This window comes from Sphingomonas dokdonensis (assembly GCF_002197685.1).
Lineage (GTDB): Bacteria > Pseudomonadota > Alphaproteobacteria > Sphingomonadales > Sphingomonadaceae > Sphingomonas > Sphingomonas dokdonensis.
In genome coordinates this window covers 520,951-538,212 of the sequence record NZ_NBBI01000001.1, presented here as the reverse complement: position 1 = coordinate 538,212, position 17,262 = coordinate 520,951, and the positions used below count along the sequence as shown (strand labels likewise).

Sequence of the window (17,262 nt, the reverse complement as noted above, 5' to 3'; positions counted from 1 at the left end):
GCACGACGCAACCGACCTTCGCCGGTATTCGGCAGCACAACGCCAGACCGCTACTTCACCAGCAGGATGCGGCTGTTGGGCGGATAGGCCCATTGCAGCCCGCTGTCCGTCACCACGCCATTGTCCTCCAGCGGGATCTTGATCTTGCGGGTCCCCCATTCGGGCACCACGGTATAGACGAACAGCTCGACCGACAGCAGATTGCCGGGACGCAGCGTGTAGGTCATCCGCACCGGATTGAAGTCGGCCATCGACGGCCCCGATCCGTGGCCCAGATCACCCACCGAATGGCTGCCGATCACCACATCGGTCATCTTTGGATCGGCGCTGGGATCATCGTATTTGCCAAGGACGAAGCCCGGCGTCGCCGCCACCTTGCGGTTCACCGCGGCAAGCGCGTCGCCCGCTGTCACGCCAGGGCGGATCTGATCGAGGATCATGCCCCGGATCAGCTGCCCCTTGTCGTACGCGCGTTGTACGCCCGCCGGCGGCGCGTTCTCGCCCGGCTTCAGCACATAGGCCATGCGCTTCATGTCGGTGTAAGCCGTCAGGTAATTCACGCCCCAGTCGACCGTGATCAGATCGCCCGGCTGGATCACGTGATCGCCCGATACCGGCCCGCGAGGCCCCGGCCCCAGAATATAGATGCTTGGCAGACCGAAGCTGTTGCCCAGCCCTTCCTTGTGCAGCTGTTCCATCATCCACCAGGCAACGTCGCCGGTGGTCGTATGGCCCGGCCGGATTACCTCGTTGGATAGCGCACGCTCGACGATGGTGCGCGAATATTCGCCTGCCTTGGCAAAGGCCGCGACGCCGAGCGCGGTGTGTCGCCCGCGAAAATCGGACACGAGCTTCTCCGCCGAGACCATGCGCGCCGACAGCGCCGGCCCGAGCGTCTCGCGCAACTTCTCGTACAGCGAATGGCTGAGACCATCCGCGCTGCCGATTTCCGAGGCCACGTTGATGCCGATCTTATTCGGCTGCCGCGTCTGGACGAAGGCGGCCATCTCGGAAGGCGCGGGACGAAGATCGTAGAGCGGGCATTGATCGAATGCGGCGCCGCCGATGCCGAACGCCGCCCGCTCGATCCGGCCACCACCCCGATCGGTGAAGACGTAATAACCGACATCGCCGATATAGCCGTCACCCAGCAGCATGGCGTTTGGATCGTTATGGCCTTCGCGCCCGGCAACGATCCACATATCGATCCCGTTCTCGCGCATGGCTTGGGGCAGGACAATATCCAGCTTGTCTTTGCGCAACTGGCACAATTCATCCCACCGCCGTTTGGCCTCCTGCGCGGTCGCGGGAACGGCAAGCGCACTGGTCAGCGCAAGAACAACAGCAAGAACGGGTCGCGGCACCATCATCTCCCTGAATTGCGCACCAGACTCCACGATTGCCACATCGTCGCACCCGTGTTCACACGATTGTGAGCTTCGGTCAGCGCGCGATCAGCTCGGGATGATCGTCGTCGCGGTAGATCGCGCCGCCCTTCATCACGAAATCGAGCGTGCGCAGCGCCGAGATATCCTTTGTGGGATCGGCATCGACCGCAACGATGTCGGCATATTGCCCCGCCACGATCCGGCCGACCTGATCGTCAAGCCCCAGCATCTTGGCCGGCCGGATCGTCGCGGCTTGCAAGGCGGCGAGCGGCGTCATGCCCGCCTTCTGATACAGCTCCGCTTCCGCCACCGTTGCAGTGGTGCCGTCATTGGGCTCGAACGGGAACTGGTCGGTGCCCAGCGCCACGTTGATTCCCATCTTGATCGCCTTTTGCAGCATCGCCCAATGATCCTTGCCGGTCGAGGCGACCCGCTCGAGGTACCAGGGCGGTGAGCCGATCTTGCGGTAGAACTCGTAGGCGCCCGGCTGGCTGACCACCATCGTCGGCACCAGCCACACGCCCTGCGCCTTCATTTTGGCCAGCACGTCGTCGTTGAAGTGGTAGCCATGCTCGAAACAATCGATCCCGAACTTCAGCGCCTGCAACGCCGCCTCGGACGATCCGTTATGCGCCGTCACCTTCACGCCGTTGCGGTGCGCCACCTCGATGATCGTGGACAGTTCCGCATCGGTCATGGGCGCGGCCGAAATGCTCCCGTGCGTATCCGAGATGCCGCCAGAAACGGCTATTTTGATCCAGCTGGCACCCCGCTTGATCTGCTCGCGCGCCACCTTGCTGAACGCCGCCGGTCCGTCCGCCTCCAGCGAACCGTGTCCGCCGGTCGGCACGATCAACTCGCCTGCCGATTCGATCCGCGGCCCCACCGCCTGCCCCTTCTCGATCGCGCGCTTCAACATGAAGTCGAGGCCGTGATCCTCCGCGGTCAGCCGTACCGTGGTGACGCCCGCCAGCAAACTGCGGCGCGCATTGTCCGCCATGCGCAGCGCTTCCTCGCCATCGGTCTCGTCGACCAGCGCGTTGCCCTCGGCGCCCGGCAGCTTCAGCCCGAAATGCACATGCATGTTCATGAGGCCGGGGATCAGCCACTTGCCCGTCATCGGCACCACCTTCGCGCCATAGGGCAACGGCAACGAGGCCGCCGGCCCCACACTCAGGATCCGCTCGCCTTGCACCAGGATGATGGCGTTCGGCGTTGAGCGGCCGGTGTCCACGTCCACCACTGTGCCGCCAACCAGCGCGGTCACGGGTGCGCCCTCCTGCGCAACAGCCGCCGTTGCGCAAACGACCGTCAATGCGGCGAGCACGGTGCGCCAGAGCTTCATTTGGTCTCTCCCTGAAGACACGCGAAGACTGCGGCATTCGCCGGCTAAGGCAATGCGCAAACTTGCCCCGAATGGTTGCGCCAAACGCAACGCAAGGCCAATTTCCTTCGATCTAAAGCAATGCTGCATTACGCAAAGCGTGCAATCAGAGTAACTTAGCCGCTGCAGGTGCGAGGCGATCAACTCGGCGCAGCAAGGTTGCTTTCCCGCGCGGAGACGACACGATTGGTGAGGCAAAAAGGGGGGCCGCACATTGCCGAACGAACCACGCCTATTCACGCGTCGCAAGACCCTTGGGTTGCTGGCGTGCGCCACCGCCTTGGCACCGCTGCGCGGTCTGGCTCAGGGTAACGATGGCGCCCGCCTCCGCGCCTTGCTGGAGCGCAGCGCTGCTGCCGACGCCGCGCTGGACCCGCTCAGCGCCGACCGGAGCGGAAACAAGGGCGCACCCCTGTTCCTCGACCCGCTCAGCGACGTCTATGAAGCGCGGCTGCGCGCCGACAAGCAGCGCGACGCGGTCGATCTCGCCACGATCGATCGGACAAGCCTCGGCCCCGTCGATCGCATCGCCTATGACGTTTTTGCGTACAAAACGCAGCAGATGCTGGACCTGCTCAACGCCGGGCTGTTTGCCGTCCAGCGCATGGCACCGCTCAACCCGTCGTTCGGGCTGCAGGTCGAGTTTCCGGACTTTCTCTCTGGCGCCAAATACGAGAACGTCGCCGATTACCAAGATACGCTGAAGCGCTTTGACGGCTTCACCGGATACATGAAGAGTGCCGTCTTGCGCCTCCAACAGGGATTGGCGGCCGGATACATCCAGCCAAAGGTCATCGTTAACAACGTGCTGGCGCAGGTCGATGCGATGCTCGCCTTGCCGATCGAACAAAGCGCCTTCTGGACCGGCATCACCCGCATGCCCACCACGATCCCCGCCGCCGAGCGCACCCGCATCACTGCGGCGTTCCGCGAGGCGGTCGAAGGCCGGGTCTATCCTGCTTACCGCGCCTGGGGCAGCTACCTTCGGGAGACGTACCTGCCGCGTGCCCTGACGGCGCCGGGTCGCGGCGCGATGAAGGACGGCCCCCGACTTTACGCGTGGGAGTTGCAGCGCCACACGACGACGAAACGCAGCGCCGACGACATTCACCGGCTCGGCCGGTCCGAGGTTGCGCGCATCCGTGGTGACATGGAAAAGGTGCGCAAACAGGTTGGCTTTTTCGGCGATTTGAAAGCCTTCTTCGAGCACGTTCGCACCGACCCGAAATATTACTACAAGACTCCGGAAGAACTGCTCGCCCGCTTCAAGGCCATTGAAGCAAAAATTTGGCCCGCCATCCCGCGGCTGTTCCACGATCGCCCAAAAGCACCCTTCGAGGTCCGCCCGCTGCCCGCGCTCGGCGACCAGCGCGGCACCGGCTATTACCGTCCCGGCCCTCCGGACGGCGTCAGCCCCGGCGTGCTGTACTTCAACATGTCGATGCTCAACACGCGCCCGATCCCCACGCTGGAAACGCTGACGCTGCACGAAGGCATTCCCGGCCACCATTTCCAGCTGACGCTCGCGCTGGAAGACGCGGCGTTGCCGCCGCTGCTGCGCCACGGTGAAGTTACCGCTTATACCGAAGGCTGGGGTCTGTATGCCGAATCGCTCGGGCCGGAGCTCGGGATGTTCGGCGATCCGATGCAGTTGTTCGGCCATCTCGACATGGAGATGCTGCGCGCGGTGCGGCTGGTGGTCGATACCGGCATTCACGCCAAGGGCTGGGGCCGCCAGCAGGCAGTCGATTATATGCTCGACAATACCTCGATGGCGCCGCGCGACGTTGCGGTCGAGATCGATCGCTACATCGCCTATCCGGGACAGGCCTGTGCCTACAAGATCGGCGAGCTGAAGTTTCGCGAGCTGCGCGAAACAGCCGGGAAGGAACTCGGCCGCAAGTTCGACGTGCGCGACTATCACCGGCAGGCGCTGAACACCGGCGCGCTTCCGATGGACGTGCTCGACGCCAAGATTCGCGGCTGGATCGCCGCGGGTGGAGGCCCGGCATGAAGCGGCGCCCGCACCGCCGGTTGTTGCTGATTCCCTTCCTCTGGCAGGTCGGCTGCATCCCGCTCGTCAACGACATCGCGTGGCGCCCGTTCTCGCTGCCCTTCCCGATGGTCTGGCAGATGGCCGGCATCGTGGTGACCTCGATCGTCATCGCCGTCGTTTTCTCGATCGACCGCAGAAATCCCGAATTCGCGAACGATCCGGCATGATCCTGGTTCTCACCCTGGCGATTGTACTTGGCACCATGGCGGGGGCGCTGCTCTCGGCACGCCGGCAGGCGAAAGCACGCACGCTTGCCGACTGGGCGGTTGGCGGGCGCAAGTTCGGCGTGCTGATTTTCTGGTTCCTCAACGCTGGTGAGATCTACACCACCTTCGCAGTCCTCGGCATCTCTGGGTTCGCCTGGGCATACGGCGCACCCGCTTATCTGGCGCTCACCTCCGTTTCGCTGTCGGCAACGATCGGTTATTGGCTGATGCCGCTGATCTGGAACGCCGGTCGCCGCCACAACCTGGTTACGCAGGCCGACTTTTTCGCCGCGCATTACCGCGCGACTTGGCTCGGGGTGGTGGTCGGTCTTGCCGGCATCGCCGCGCTGATCGTCTATGTGCAGATCCAGATCGTCGCGCTCAGCCTCATCGTTCGGCTGACGCTCGGACCGGAGGTCTCGCCTGCCGTATCGGCAATCATCGCCGCGATCTTCATGCTCGGCTTCGTGTTCTTCGCCGGCTTGCGATCGGCCGCCTTTGCCGCCGGGGTGAAGGACGTGCTGATGGTCCTGATCGTGATCGGCCTGTGCGCGACCGTTGCTGGCAAGGTCGGCGCCGCGTCGATGCTCGATGTCTATCGCCTTGCGCAGGACAGTTATCCGGGGATCGGCAAGCTGCCTGGGCTGCAACCTAGCGCCGGGCTCGGACAGATCTGGCTCATGACCTCCGCGCTGAATGTCGCGCTCGGCAACTGGATCCTGCCGCATCTGTTCCAATTGTGCTTCTCCGCCGGCAGCGAGGCGACGATCCGCCGCAACGCGATCTGGCAGCCGATCTATTCGCTCTCCTACTTCTTCATCATCCTCCTTGGGTTCGCCGCGCTGCTCGCCGGGACGCAGCCAGCCGGGGGAGACACCAATGCGGTGCTGCTGCAGTTCGTCGCCGACCGTTATCCGGCGTGGGCCGTCGGTATCTTCGCCGGCACAGCCTGCCTGCTGGCGCTGGTGCCGGGATCGGTACTGCTGCTCACCGCCGGGTCGATCTTCAGCCGCAACGTGCTCCTGCCGCTTCGGCCGGGCCTGTCGGATCGCACGACCCTGCTCGCCTCGCGGCTTTCGATGATCGGCTTTGCGGTGGCGGCAGTGTACCTGACGCTGGGCGGCTCCAAGTCCCTCGTCGAGATCGGCCTCTCCGCTTATGCTGCGATCGGCATGCTGGCACCGGGCGTCTACGCCGCCTTCCTGTGGCCCCGTGCGCATGCCCGTGGCGTGTTCCTCGGAATCGTTGCCGGATATTTCGCGCTGCTACTTCCTCAAGCCCAGGCGCTATGGAAAACGCTGCTGCCCGGATGGGAAGTCGGCCTGATCGCCATGGCGGTCAACGCGAGCGTGCTGGTGGTGGTGTGCCTCGTGCTGCCCATACGGCAAGCCAAGGTCGTGGCAACGGCCTAGATTCCAGCCTTGCCGAGCTTTCGACGCACGTACGGCAGGCGGGCGAGTTCCCCCGCCCTTCCCCTCAACTCCAGCTTTTCAGCTTCGCTTCGATCACCGCCAGCAACCGCGCCGGTGCGCCGTCCAACTGCCGCCCCAGTCGATGAATCAGGCTCACGGTGCTATGCTCGATCGCATCGTCGATCAGCGGCCGCGCCACCAGCGAGCCTTCTTCCAGCTCGGCGATGGCGGAGATGCGCGGCAGCACCGTAACGGCGCGGCCGCCCTTGGCCATCTCGCGCATCATCGCGATCGATGTCGTCACCAGCCGCGGCTCCAGGCACACCTGCGCGCGCTTCTGCGCATCGTTCAGCGTCCCGCGGATGCGAAAGCCGCCCGGCGGCAGGCACAACTCGAATGTTGCGAGTTGCGCCACCGTCAGTGCTTCCATCGCTGCGGCCGGGTGATCGGGCGCGCACAGCACCAGCAATGGCTGCGCAACTGCTGCCCGCGTGCGGATCTTGGGCTCGCTGGTGGTCGACAGGATCATGCCGATATGCGCCTCGTCCTCGATCACCATACGGATGATCTCGGCACTGGGGCAGCTCGTGACGGAGACGGCGATGCCAGGGTTCTTGGCCTGAAACGCCTCGATCATTGCGGTGAAGGGCGGGCCAAAGAAGCCCTCCCCGATCGCCAGGTCGATCCGCCCCGTCTTCACCTCGCGCAGCTCCTGAATCTGGTTCAGCAGTCCTTCGCGCCCGGCGATCTGGTTCTTATGATATTCGTAGGCGAGCTGCCCCGCCTCGGTGAGCCGGATGGAGCGGCGCCCGCGTTCGATCAGCGGGATGCCAAGCTCATATTCTAGCTGCGCAATTTGCCGACTGATCGACGACACCGCGACACCGATCTTGTCGCTGGCCAGCCGCATCGATCCGAGATTCGCGGCCTCGTAGAAATAATGCAGTGCGCTGTCCCACATGATGCACCCCCCGGTGATGTGATGTGACAGATTGAAGACTGACATAAGTTGCGCAGATCGCAACATGATTCGTACTTCGTTGCCCCTGTTGCGCCAATCACTTCGCCGTTACGGCTAGAAACAGGGCCGATGCCTGCGGGGGAAATGAACACATGAGCAAGCGATCGCGCGCGGACTGGCGTGGCTATATTCCCGCGATCACCACGCCGTTCGATGCCGAACGCAATCTCGATCTCACCGCACTCGGCGGCTTGCTCGAATGGCTGCATGGCGAGGGGATGCATGGCCTGTTGATCGCTGGCACTACCGGCGAATGGCCCAGCCTGTCCGACGCTGAACGCGCGCAACTCTTCGCCGCAGCGGGTGCGCAGCTTGCCGGAAAGCTGCCGCTACTGGCCGGCTGCACCGCTTACACGCCGCGCCAGGTGCTCGCCCACGCGGAACACGCCGCCGCCAGCGGCTTCGACGGGATCGTCGTCACCCCGCCGCCTTATTACAAGCCGTCCGGCGAGGAGGTCGTCGCCTTCTACGCCGATCTGTCCGCCGCCACGCCGCTGCCAATCTGTGTCTATAACTGGCCGCCAGGCACCGGCATCGACCTGTCGCTCGATCTGCTGAAGCGCATTGCCGCGCTGGAGAATGTCGTTGCCGTCAAGCAGTCGACCAGCGACCTGCGCCGCTTCGTCGACACGTTCTACGCGCTCAACGAGGACGTCCGCGTGTTCGGCCACACCATGGACGAACACGGCCTTACCTTCCTGCGGATGCATGGCGGCGACGGCACCATGGGCGCCGGTGCGGTGCTCGGTCGCACCCATCCCGATTTCTACAACAAACTATGGGCGGGCGACATCGATGGCGCGCGTGCCTGCGGGCTTCAGGATCGCGTGATCCTCGATCAATGGTACACGCCCGAACTCGTCGGCCGCTTTGGCTCCGGACCCGCGATTCTGAAGGCCGCGCTCAACGCACAAGGACTGCCGGGTGGCTACGTCCGCGCGCCGCTGCGTGATGTGTCGGCGGAGGACGCGCTGAAAATCCGCGAGACTCTGGTACAGCTCGGGCGCATCTAAGCGTCTATGGACCGAGCTGACGTGGCGATCATCGGTGGCGGCCTGATCGGTTGCGCCACGGCATGGCGGCTGGCGCTCGCCGGCGCGTCCGTCGTGCTGTTCGAAGCCGGCGACGTGAACACCGGCGCATCGGGCCAGAACGCCGGCTCGCTGCACTTCCAGATCGAACGCCGTTTCCTGGAGAATGGCGACGCGCTCGCAGATCAGGCTGCCGCCATTGTCGCTCTCAGCCGATTGGCGGTTGAGGATTGGCGCAAGGTCGAACAGGACCTCGGTGCCGATCTTCACGTCGCCATACATGGCGGGCTGATGGTGGCGGAAACAGCCGAAGAGGTCGCCCTTCTTGAGCGAAAGGCGGAGCGCGAGCGGCGCGAAGGACTGTCGGTCGAGACGTTCGACGGCGCCGCCGCCCGCGCCATCGCGCCCTATCTGTCGGACCGGATAATGGGCGCCAACTTCTCTAAAGACGAGGGCCATGCCGATCCGAAGGCGATGACACCCGCACTCGCCGCTGCGGCCCGCGGCGCCGGTGCAGACCTGCGCATGCACACTCCGGTCGCCACGATCACCCGCGTCACATCGGGGTTCAGTCTCGGCGGCAACGGCTGGTCGCTTGCCGCCGATCGCGTGCTTGTCGCGGCAGGCGCGTGGACGGCGCCGTTGTGCGCACGTGCGAACCTCCACATGCCGCTATATCCCGTCGCCCTGCTGATGAACGCCACGGTGCGCGTGCCGCCGACCATCCCGCATCTCGTGCAGCATGTCGGCCGCCGTCTGTCGCTGAAGCAAACCCATGCCGGCAATTTGCTGATCGGCGGCGGCTGGCCGTCGCGCCTCGCGCAATCCGCTGACGGCGGCTTCGATCTGTCGCGCAAGCCGGCACTGATCGCCGGTTCGCTATCCGGCAATCTGCGCGCCGCTACCGATGTGGTGCCACAGGTCGCGGCACTGGACCTGTTGCGCAGCTGGACCGGCGTCACCGCCATCTCTGCCGATCAGTTGCCGATCGTCGGTGAGGTGCCGCGCATGCCGGGGCTGTATGTCGCGGCCGGCGGCTCCGCCTTCACCCTCGGCCTAACCTTTGCGCGCCTGCTCGCCGCCGCGATGACCGGCCGCCCCACGCCCGAACTCGACATCGTCTCGCCCGCACGCTTCGAGCATCTTAACGGATTCATGGGATGACCGCGCGCCGCACGGGCCATGATGCGCAGCCGCTGACGCTGATCGTTGACGGCCAGCCGATCGCCTGCACGCCGGGTGAGACGATCGCAGCGGCCATGCTCGCCAGTGGGCAAACCGCCTTTCGCCGCGACACGCAAGGCCGCCCACGCGGCCTGTATTGCAACATGGGCAGCTGCGGAGAATGCACGGTGATCCTCACCGCCAATGGCCGCCGCGTGCGCGCCTGCCTCACCGAAGCTGCCGACGGCCTCGAGGTCACCACCCTTGGCTGAGCCGCTCGCCTTCGATGTCGTCATCATCGGCGGCGGCCCGGCCGGGCAAGCCGCGGCGCTGGCGCTTGCAGATCACGCAATCACGATCGCCGTTATCGACGAACAGGCCCAGGCCGGCGGCCAGATCCTCCGTCAGCCACCCCGGCGCGCCGCAGACTGGTTGCCCGGTCCGAGCTATGCCCCGCTGAAGGATCAGCTCGCCCGGTTCGAGACGCTCGATCGCGTTACCTGGCTCGGCGGCCGATCCGTCCTGGACTGCCAGCCCGGCCGCCTCATCGCGCACGGGATCGACGGCACGCAGCAGATCACCGCCAGCCACATCCTCCTCGCCACCGGATGCCAGGATCTCGCCGTGCCGTTGCCCGGCTGGACGCTACCCGGCGTATATGCTGCCGGCGGCATTCAGGCATTGCTCAAGAGCCAGCACATTCTCGCGGGCGAGCGCATCCTCTTCGCCGGCACGCATCCGCTGCAACTGGTGATCGCGGAACAGATCGTTCGCGCTGGTGGCACGGTCGCCGCGGTGCTGTTCGGCCAGCCGCAGCGCAGGTTGCTCGCCCCCTTGCTCGGCGCACCAACGGTCGCCGCACGTCGCGCACGTGACCTGCTCTCCGGGGGTCGCGCCATGCAGACCCTTCGGCGTGCAGGGGTGCCCGTCCACTTCGGCACCGCGCTACAGCGCATCACCGGCGTCGACCACGTGACCGGCGCGGATACAGGCGCCGGCGCCATCGCGTGCGATGCGGTCGGCCTATGCTACGGCTTTGTGCCGCAATCCGCGCTGCCGCGCATGGCCGGCGCCGCCATGGTCGCGGCGGGACCGGCTGGTGGCTGGCGCTGCACGCATGACGCATGGATGCGAAGCTCGCTGCCGGGGCTCTACGTCGCTGGCGAAGTGACCGGCGTCGCCGGCGCGGCAGCCGCATCTGCCAGCGGCACCATCGCCGGCCTCGGCATCGCGCAGGGTCTCGGCCTCATCACGCCCGCTGCGGCAAAGGCCACCGCACGCCCCGCACGCCGGTCGCTCGAGCAGCACCGCAGCTTTGCCGCCCTGCTCGACACCATCGCCGATCCGCACTCCTATCTGCCGGCGTGCGATCCTGACACGCTGATCTGCCGCTGCGAGGATGTGCCGCTCGCCCCGATCACTCAGGCAATCGCCGCCGGCGCCTCGGTCAATGCGGTAAAGCTCGCCACCCGCTGCGGCATGGGGCTGTGTCAGGGGCGCAATTGCGAACCGACGCTGCTGCGCCTCCTTGCCGACGCTGGTCGCGCGGAGCGCGCCGGCTTTACCGCGCGCTTCCCCGCCCGCCCCGTCGCCATCGGCGACCTGATCGACTGATCGTTGCGGGAGCGGCAACGATGTTTGCGCCACGCCCGCGTTGCCCAGCCGACGAACCGCCAGCAAACTACCGCCTCACCCCAAGGAGTATACCATGAGCGCCGCGCCGCCGAAGCCCCGCTTCCTCTCGGTCGACCATATCTCCTGGACGGTGCCCGACCTTGATGCCGCCGTCGCCTTCTACCGCGACGTGATCGGCGCCGAGGAGCTGTTCCGCATGGGACCGATGGACGCTGCGCTCGTCGAGCCCGCGGCAGAGGTCGAGATCGAAGCCATAGCCGTCGTTTCCGCAACCTGAGCGAAAGGTCCGGGACAGACGCTGACCGGCGATATCCGCGGCCGCGCCTGAAAGGTCGTCTACTTCAGCGCCCAACACGCACAGCGACGATTACCTCCCACTTCCTGCGCCGTCGCACAGTACGCACTCGCCACTGCGCGCCGGTGAGGTGAAGAAAGCGCCGCTGAATGCGAGCGGCATGCTGGGCAAAGTCGTAGAAGTCGATCCGGTGATGCGCCAGCACCAGCCTGCCCCCCGGCCGCAATGCCTGAGCGACGTGGTGCGCGACATCGGCCATCGCAGCCGCAGGAAGATAATAAAGCAGCTCGGCAATGACGATCGCGTCATAGTTCGGCTGCGGAAATGACGCCGGCAGCGCCAGGCGGATCGTACGCGCGCTTGGCCATGCGGCGACTGCCCTGGCCGTCAGCCGCGTGCCCTCCTGCGTCCCCTCCGTCGCGTCGAGCCGGCGCACTCGCGGCGCCATCGCACGGCTGTTCGAGCCGTTGCCGCTACCGAGCTCCAGCACCCGGCCAAGCGGCCCCGGACCCAAGCCATGCAGGATCGCTGCCCGCTTCACCGCCTCGTCGCGGCTGAAGAAGGTGCGCCATGGATCATCATCCGCCGCGAATTTACCGGCAAACCCCTCAAGGCTGATCCGCGTCACCGCCGCTCCTCCATGAAGCACTCGATCGGATGCGCAAAGGCGGCAAGCTCATGTGGCGCAATGGCGAAGCCGTTCGGATCGTCCCTGATCGCGCCTAGCTGCGTGCGATGGACGCGTATCAACGATCGCTTGGCGCTTGCCCCACGTGGCGACGCGACAAGCCACCCACGCGCCCCCAAACGCTGGCGGGGCGGCCAGACCTGATAGCTCAGCCGCCGCGCGCCCGAGCGCCATTGTTGAAGCGCTGCGGCAACCGCTCGATGATCCGGATGCGCGTCACTTGTTGCTGGCCCCACGATCAGGTCGGGACAAGCGCGCCTGAGTGCCGCATGCAGGGCGCGCCGACATTGCGCCTCACGCGTGCCCACTGCCCCATCGGGCAAGCCAAGGAAACGCACCTTCCCGGGCACCACCTCCAGCCGCAGAAGCGCGCGCAGGCTCTCCTGCCGCCGTTCCGCGACCAGCCTGCGGCGCGGCCACTTCAGGCTGCCCGGGTGCGATGCGGCGCCGTCGCTGACCACGATCACGCGCACGTCGCATCCGTTGCCGCGCAGGGCTGCAATCAGGGCAGCCGCCCCGATTATCTCGTCATCCGGATGCGGTGCCACGATTGCCGCGCGGCGCACGCCCGCCAGCGACAATCTCACAGCGCCGGCGCCAGCGCGCCCGATTGCACCGCGCGTCCCACGCGCAGCCGCTGCGCGTCCGGCGCCGGCTGCCGCAGGTAAACCGCCAGGTCGGTAAGCATCGCAGACAAGGGATGGCTGATGAAATGACCGGCCAGCCCCACCGCCTCTTGCGCCAAGGCGATCGCCCGCTGTCCCGCCTCAGCGACGGTCAGGCGGGCCGCAGCCACCCGCGCCAGACGCTCTTCGCCATCCAACTCGAACCAGCTTTGCGCCGTTCCACGCACCGTCGCCGCAGCAAGATCGGCCAGGCAGAACAACTCGGCAAGCCGCGCCGCCTGGAACGGATCGTCGGCTCGACCGGTGGCAACCAGATGATCGCGCACCCGGTCGCAAATGCCCGCCACACCCCCGGCATGGACCGCAACGAACCGCAGGGCACCGCCACTGAAAAACGGTTCGGTGGCGTAAAGATCGGGCGCGCCGATCCGGTCGCCGGCGTCGATCGGGGCGCCATCCCAACGCACCTGATGCGTCTCGGATCGCTGCATTCCCGTGACCCGCCACCATTCCCGGTCGATCGCCGGCTCGACGCGCGATAGATCGAGAAGAGTCAACTGCACGCCGTCGTTGCTCTCCGCCGTCACGAGCGCATGGCTCAGCACGCCCGCTCCGGAAGCGTAGCTTTTCCCACCGGTCAGCCGATTTCCCACCAGACGCAACGGCTCGCCGGCAAGGGCGGCATTCCAGACACCAAGAACGGCGCCGGCGCGCAGTGCGTCGTGCAAACGCGCCACCTGCGCCGCAGAACCATAGCGCTCTACGGTCTGCACCGCATCCACATGGCCTTCGAGCAGGCGCCCGAGCGGCAGGTCCTGGCGACCGGTGGCATAAAGAACGCGGAGGAGGCGCAGATAGTCCTCGCTCGATTGCGGATCGCGAGGCGGATCAGCGTCCCATCCCTGTTTCCGAATTGCCGCCGCGAGCAGCACGCCAACCGCGCTCACGCGGCAATCCCGCACGTTCCACCATCCAACATCGCCAATAGATCTTCCGCCTCACTCAACGTCACCGCGTCACAGAACACCGGTGCCGCCGGTACGATCCGCATCGCGAAAGCCTCCGCATTCGGGCAATCACGCGCGACGCCAAGCACATGATCCGCAGTGAGGCCCAGCCGCTCGCCCACTGCAACCCGCACGGACATTTGGTCGATCATCGCAAACGAACGCCGCGCCACCGCCTGCGCGTGCCATTGCCAGGCGCCACCACGCGGGTCCGATACACGGTTCTGCCTTCCGGCATCGATCGCGCGAAGCGAGCCGGCAAGCCCGCCCGCGACGCGCCCGCTGCGCCGGGACGAGGTTTCCACGCGCAAATTCGCGTCGCGGCGCACGCGAAAGCCGGCGCGCGCGGCATCATCAAGCAACGTCGCATCCTCTCCGCACGGCAACGGTCGAAAGCCGCCAATGCCGCGATATGCCGACGCACGCATCGCTAGGTTCGCACCGCCGCTGAAATGGTGTGTGTTTGCTGCCTCCCACGCAACCGGATCGATCGAGCGCCGAAATCGGTACAGTCGATCATAATATTGCTCCACGCGCGATTGCTCGGGATCGGCCTCCGCATCGGCACGCACGATCATACCGGCAACCACATCCGCCAATGACAACGCCTGGCGCCCTGCCCACACCCAGTCAGGTTGCGGCACCGTGTCCGCATCCGTCGTGAACAATAATCCATCGGCGTCGCCAAGCGCACGAAGCCCCATGTTCATGGCGTTGATACGCGCTGCGCCGGCGTTGGCAGGCTGCCGTTCCGGGCCGCTCCTGACCGTGAGACGAAATGGTAGGGTCGACGCCGACTTCGCCAACAGATCCGCGCTGCCGTCCGTGCAGCCGTCAAGATAGATGCACACCTGCAGTTGCCCCGGCACTATCGCCAGCTCGGCCAGACCAATCAGCAGCTGCGGCAGCATGGCCTCCTCGTCTCGAGCGGGGATGCAGACAATGGCGGGCCAAGCGTCAACCAGATCACATCTCCCCACGCGGGCGCGTGGAAGCCACAGACCGCAGTGCTTCCCTGTCTCTGCCGACGGACCGGCTTCGGCTAGCCCCTATTCGTCGAAATTGATCCAGATCATGCATCTTGTGCCGTGGTCGATCTGCGCTCCCGCGCGTTCAGCGCACGACATCCAGTCAGGCAAGGGTATCGACATGGCGCACGGCAAGAACAAGGACGCAGGTGGCAAGGTAAATGGCGATGCCGCTGCCGGCTACGCCGAGCCTCAAGGCCACGGCGGCGAAACCCACCAGACCACTAGCGACGCGGCCCTGACGATGACCACGGCGCAGGGCGTGCCGATCGCGGACGATCAGAACAGCCTGCGCGCCGGACCGCGCGGCCCGACACTGCTGGAAGACTTCATCCTGCGCGAAAAGATCTTCCACTTCGATCACGAGCGTATCCCCGAACGCGTCGTGCACGCGCGCGGCTATGGCGCGCATGGCGTGTTCAAGCTGACCGACAGCCTTTCCGAATACACCCAGGCCGACGTGCTTGGCACCGTGGGCCAGGAAACCGAAGTGTTTGTCCGCTTCTCCACCGTGGCGGGCAACAAGGGGTCGATGGACGTCGCACGCGACGTGCGCGGCTTCGCCGTGAAATTCTACACCAAGCAGGGCAATTGGGACCTAGTCGGCAACAACATCCCGGTGTTCTTCATTCAGGATGCGATCAAGTTCCCCGACCTCATCCATGCCGTGAAGGCGGAGCCGGATCGCGCCTTCCCCCAGGCGCAATCGGCGCATGACAATTTCTGGGACTTCGCCACGCTCAGCCCGGAGGCTTGGCACATGGTCATGTGGCAGATGTCAGACCGCACGATCCCGCGCTCGTTCCGCACCATGGAGGGGTTCGGCGTGCACAGCTTCCGACTGGTCGATGCGAACGGCAAGTCGACCTTTGTGAAGTTCCACTGGAAACCGCGCCAGGGCCTGCAATCGGTGCTGTGGAACGAGGCGGTGAAGATCAACGGCGCCGATCCCGATTTCCACCGCCGCGATCTGTGGAATGCGATCGAGGCGGGCGACTTCCCAGAATGGGACCTGGGCGTCCAGCTGTTCGACCAGGAAACCGCCGACAAGCTGCCGTTCGACCATCTCGACGCGACCAAGCTGATCCCGGAGGAGGACGTGCCGGTCCGCATCATCGGCACGATGACGCTGAACCGCAACGTCGACAATTTCTTTGCCAACACCGAACAGGTCGCGTTCTGCACCCAGAACGTGGTCCCGGGCATCGACTTTTCGGACGACCCGCTCCTCCACGGCCGCAATTTCTCGTATCTCGATACGCAGCTGAAGCGGCTGGGCGGTCCCAACTTCACGCACCTGCCGGTGAACGCGCCGCGCTGCCCCGTCATGCATTTCCAGCAGGACGGCCACATGGCGATGCGCAATCCCAAGGGGCGCGCGAACTACGAACCCAACAGCTGGGGCGCTGACGGCGGGCCCCGTGAGAACCCGGAGATAGGCTACAAGAGCTTCCCCGCCGAGGTGCAGGGCACCAAGCAGCGCATCCGCTCCGAAACCTTTGCCGATCACTACAGTCAGGCGCGCCAGTTCTTCCTGAGCCAGCAACCGATCGAGCAGAAGCATATCGGCGATGCTCTGGTATTCGAACTGTCAAAGGTGGAGCGCGTCGACATCCGTGCCCGCGCCGTGTCGCACCTGCGCCTGATCGACGAGGATCTGGCCACCACCGTTGCAGACGGACTCGGCCTCGACCTGCCCGAACCCGCCAAGGCTGCCAAGCCGACGCAGGACCTGCCAACCTCGCCCAAGCTCAGCATCCACGCCAACGGGCCAAAGGACTTCAAGGGTCGCAAGGTGGGCGTGCTGCTCACCGACGGGTCGAGCGCGGACCAGTTCAACGCGCTGACCAAGGCGCTGGAGGCGGAAGGCGCGATGTTCGAGGTTGTTGCGCCAAAGATCGGCGGCGTGACGCTGGACGACGGGACCAAGATCGCCGCCAAGCAGAAGGTCGATGGCGGCCCCTCGGTCCTCTACGATGCCGTCGCCGTACTGCCATCGGAAGAAGGCGCCGCCATGCTTGCCAAGGACGCGACGGCCAAGGACTTCGTCGCCGACGCCTTCGCGCATTGCAAGTTCATCGGCCACAATGAAGCGGCCGGCGCGCTGTTCGACGCTGCAGGCGTAACGGACCGCGACGACGGCTTCGTCTCGCTAGACAAGGCGAAGGATGCCAAGGACTTCGTCACGACCTGCCGCACCTTGCGCTTCTGGCCGCGCGAGATGGACGTGGACCTCGACGCCAAGTCGGCTAAAGCCGTCATTTAAAGCAACGAAGGCGAGGACGGCGGCACCGCCGTCTTCGCCTTCGCGACGCTTGCCT

The 17,262-nt window shown here is 65.6% G+C and carries 16 protein-coding genes; 9 read left to right on the top strand and 7 right to left on the bottom strand.

Annotated features, from left to right (window positions below):
• Positions 1-50: 50 nt before the first annotated feature.
• Entirely contained in the window at positions 51-1,364 is a 1,314-nt protein-coding gene (locus SPDO_RS02545; RefSeq protein ID WP_211279978.1) for a M24 family metallopeptidase, read from the bottom strand.
• Positions 1,365-1,443: 79 nt separating this feature from the next.
• Positions 1,444-2,733, bottom strand: coding sequence for an amidohydrolase family protein (locus SPDO_RS02540; RefSeq protein ID WP_088365849.1), 1,290 nt, complete (start codon positions 2,731-2,733; stop codon positions 1,444-1,446).
• Between the two features lie 319 nt (positions 2,734-3,052).
• On the opposite strand from SPDO_RS02540, the gene SPDO_RS02535 reads away from it, so the two are divergent.
• Genes SPDO_RS02535 through SPDO_RS02525 form a run of 3 tightly spaced genes read left to right on the top strand, consistent with a single transcriptional unit; the run spans position 3,053 to position 6,446 of the window.
• Positions 3,053-4,786, top strand: coding sequence for a DUF885 domain-containing protein (locus SPDO_RS02535; protein ID WP_245829012.1), 1,734 nt, complete (start codon positions 3,053-3,055; stop codon positions 4,784-4,786).
• On the top strand, positions 4,783-4,995 hold the full coding sequence (locus SPDO_RS02530) for a DUF3311 domain-containing protein (protein ID WP_088365847.1): 213 nt from the start codon (positions 4,783-4,785) through the stop codon (positions 4,993-4,995). Before SPDO_RS02535 ends, SPDO_RS02530 begins: the two co-directional genes overlap by 4 nt.
• A complete protein-coding gene (locus SPDO_RS02525) occupies positions 4,992-6,446 on the top strand; it encodes a sodium:solute symporter family protein (RefSeq protein WP_088365846.1) in 1,455 nt (484 codons plus the stop codon). Before SPDO_RS02530 ends, SPDO_RS02525 begins: the two co-directional genes overlap by 4 nt.
• A 64-nt stretch (positions 6,447-6,510) precedes the next feature.
• Here the strand turns inward: SPDO_RS02525 and SPDO_RS02520 are convergent, their stop codons facing one another.
• Positions 6,511-7,452, bottom strand: a complete 942-nt coding sequence (locus tag SPDO_RS02520) for a LysR family transcriptional regulator (protein ID WP_245829009.1) — start codon at positions 7,450-7,452, stop codon at positions 6,511-6,513.
• Between the two features lie 107 nt (positions 7,453-7,559).
• Between SPDO_RS02520 and SPDO_RS02515 the strand changes: the two genes are divergently transcribed.
• The 5 genes from SPDO_RS02515 to SPDO_RS02495 all read left to right on the top strand — a co-directional run bounded on the left by SPDO_RS02515 (position 7,560) and on the right by SPDO_RS02495 (position 11,574).
• On the top strand, positions 7,560-8,480 hold the full coding sequence (locus SPDO_RS02515; RefSeq protein ID WP_088365844.1) for a dihydrodipicolinate synthase family protein: 921 nt from the start codon (positions 7,560-7,562) through the stop codon (positions 8,478-8,480).
• A gap of 6 nt (positions 8,481-8,486) precedes the next feature.
• On the top strand, positions 8,487-9,662 hold the full coding sequence (locus SPDO_RS02510; RefSeq protein WP_088365843.1) for an NAD(P)/FAD-dependent oxidoreductase: 1,176 nt from the start codon (positions 8,487-8,489) through the stop codon (positions 9,660-9,662).
• The gene (locus SPDO_RS02505) at positions 9,659-9,934 is read left to right on the top strand and encodes a (2Fe-2S)-binding protein (protein ID WP_088365842.1); all 276 of its coding nucleotides are present in this window, start codon (positions 9,659-9,661) and stop codon (positions 9,932-9,934) included. The genes SPDO_RS02510 and SPDO_RS02505 overlap by 4 nt, the downstream gene beginning before the upstream one ends.
• Positions 9,927-11,276 carry an FAD/NAD(P)-dependent oxidoreductase gene (locus SPDO_RS02500; RefSeq protein WP_158212132.1) on the top strand — a complete coding sequence of 450 codons (1,350 nt, stop codon included), beginning with the start codon at positions 9,927-9,929 and terminating at the stop codon, positions 11,274-11,276. The genes SPDO_RS02505 and SPDO_RS02500 overlap by 8 nt, the downstream gene beginning before the upstream one ends.
• Before the next feature lie 94 nt (positions 11,277-11,370).
• Complete coding sequence (locus SPDO_RS02495; protein WP_245829007.1) at positions 11,371-11,574, top strand: VOC family protein; 204 nt, start codon at positions 11,371-11,373, stop codon at positions 11,572-11,574.
• Positions 11,575-11,638: 64 nt separating this feature from the next.
• On the opposite strand, the gene SPDO_RS02490 is transcribed toward SPDO_RS02495, so the two are convergent.
• Genes SPDO_RS02490 through SPDO_RS02475 form a run of 4 tightly spaced genes read right to left on the bottom strand, consistent with a single transcriptional unit; the run spans position 11,639 to position 14,893 of the window.
• Positions 11,639-12,220 carry a methyltransferase gene (locus SPDO_RS02490; protein WP_088365840.1) on the bottom strand — a complete coding sequence of 194 codons (582 nt, stop codon included), beginning with the start codon at positions 12,218-12,220 and terminating at the stop codon, positions 11,639-11,641.
• A complete protein-coding gene (locus SPDO_RS02485; protein ID WP_088365839.1) occupies positions 12,217-12,867 on the bottom strand; it encodes a PIG-L deacetylase family protein in 651 nt (216 codons plus the stop codon). Before SPDO_RS02485 ends, SPDO_RS02490 begins: the two co-directional genes overlap by 4 nt.
• A complete protein-coding gene (locus SPDO_RS02480) occupies positions 12,864-13,853 on the bottom strand; it encodes an acyl-CoA dehydrogenase family protein (RefSeq protein ID WP_211279977.1) in 990 nt (329 codons plus the stop codon). Before SPDO_RS02480 ends, SPDO_RS02485 begins: the two co-directional genes overlap by 4 nt.
• Positions 13,850-14,893 (bottom strand): glycosyltransferase family 2 protein, encoded by a 1,044-nt coding sequence (locus SPDO_RS02475; RefSeq protein WP_281252545.1) that lies wholly within the window; start codon positions 14,891-14,893, stop codon positions 13,850-13,852. Before SPDO_RS02475 ends, SPDO_RS02480 begins: the two co-directional genes overlap by 4 nt.
• A gap of 169 nt (positions 14,894-15,062) precedes the next feature.
• Here SPDO_RS02475 and SPDO_RS02470 point away from each other — a divergent pair, with 169 nt between their 5' ends.
• Positions 15,063-17,207 (top strand): catalase, encoded by a 2,145-nt coding sequence (locus SPDO_RS02470; protein WP_088366337.1) that lies wholly within the window; start codon positions 15,063-15,065, stop codon positions 17,205-17,207.
• Positions 17,208-17,262: the final 55 nt, after the last annotated feature.

Bases quoted from the DNA above. Each gene is read 5' to 3' on its own strand.
- SPDO_RS02510 (WP_088365843.1), top strand. From the start codon at position 8,487: ATGGACCGAGCTGACGTGGCGATCATCGGTGGCGGCCTGATCGGTTGC.
- SPDO_RS02530 (WP_088365847.1), top strand. From the start codon at position 4,783: ATGAAGCGGCGCCCGCACCGCCGGTTGTTGCTGATTCCCTTCCTCTGG.
- SPDO_RS02520 (WP_245829009.1), bottom strand. From the start codon at position 7,452: ATGTCAGTCTTCAATCTGTCACATCACATCACCGGGGGGTGCATCATG.
- SPDO_RS02470 (WP_088366337.1), top strand. From the start codon at position 15,063: ATGGCGCACGGCAAGAACAAGGACGCAGGTGGCAAGGTAAATGGCGAT.
- SPDO_RS02540 (WP_088365849.1), bottom strand. From the start codon at position 2,733: ATGAAGCTCTGGCGCACCGTGCTCGCCGCATTGACGGTCGTTTGCGCA.
- SPDO_RS02495 (WP_245829007.1), top strand. From the start codon at position 11,371: ATGAGCGCCGCGCCGCCGAAGCCCCGCTTCCTCTCGGTCGACCATATC.
- SPDO_RS02525 (WP_088365846.1), top strand. From the start codon at position 4,992: ATGATCCTGGTTCTCACCCTGGCGATTGTACTTGGCACCATGGCGGGG.
- SPDO_RS02515 (WP_088365844.1), top strand. From the start codon at position 7,560: ATGAGCAAGCGATCGCGCGCGGACTGGCGTGGCTATATTCCCGCGATC.
- SPDO_RS02505 (WP_088365842.1), top strand. From the start codon at position 9,659: ATGACCGCGCGCCGCACGGGCCATGATGCGCAGCCGCTGACGCTGATC.